1 protein-coding gene is annotated in these 843 nt (G+C 60.3%); it reads right to left on the bottom strand.

Annotated elements, in window-relative coordinates:
• On the bottom strand, positions 1 to 667 hold a 667-nt coding region (locus tag JL39_RS21280), incomplete at its 3' end, for a sigma factor-like helix-turn-helix DNA-binding protein (RefSeq protein ID WP_037155542.1).
• Between the last annotated feature and the right edge of the window lie 176 nt (positions 668 to 843).

Raw genomic sequence — 843 nt, 5'->3', positions numbered from 1 at the left:
CCCCCGATTTGAGGTTGTCGCACACGATTGCCTTGGTGACCCCGCCATAGAAAGTCAGCGCGCGCACCTGGCCATCGATCCAATCCGGTAACTGCTGGCTAAAGCTGGCATGGGCGAAGGTTAGATTGGAAGCACCCAGCACCGCGACAAAGATCTGCGCCGAATGGATGACACCGGTTGCAGGATCGATCACCGGCACCGTTGGCCCGGCATAGTCGGTCTGCATCATGGAGCCCGCCGCGTGCCGATTGCGGAACGCAACACTCGCGCGCTGCCGAAACGCGGCGACCTTCTCGCAGAACCACGTGAAGCCGTAACCATCGGGATGACTGGCGCGATATTCCTGCCATAGAAGCGTCAGCGTCACGCCTTTGCGCTTCAGCTCCCGAACCACCAGCCCCCAGTCCGGCTCGCTGAGATCTCGCGGTGGTCGACCGGCTCGGCCGAACAGACGCCGCTCCAGTCTTGCATCCTCGTCCGAGCCAGACGGCAAGGGCCACGAAAGCCCGGCTTCCCGAGCTCGCAGCAAATAGGTTGATACCGAGCTCTTGCCGATCTTCAGCCGCTCGGCAATCTCGCGCACCGAAAGACCCTCTTCGTGGGTCAGGCGCAAAATGGTCCGGATATCCTTCACTGTCGTTCGTCTTGCTTGCTTCCGTCTCGGCATCGGCCCCTCTCAACGTTGTCGTGAGAAGCCTAATGGCCAAAACGGCGCTGCTCGAACCAACCCTCAAACCGCCGCCCGAAACTGTCCGGGATTTAGCGGAATTACTGTCCGGGAATTACCGAAAACTGTGTCCGGAGATTACCGGAAATCCTGTCCGGACTTTTCCGAAACCCGCA

The organism is Rhizobium sp. YS-1r (genome assembly GCF_000757525.1).
Taxonomy (GTDB): Bacteria; Pseudomonadota; Alphaproteobacteria; order Rhizobiales; family Rhizobiaceae; genus Neorhizobium; species Neorhizobium petrolearium.
This window is presented reverse-complemented; position numbering and strand designations above follow the sequence as displayed.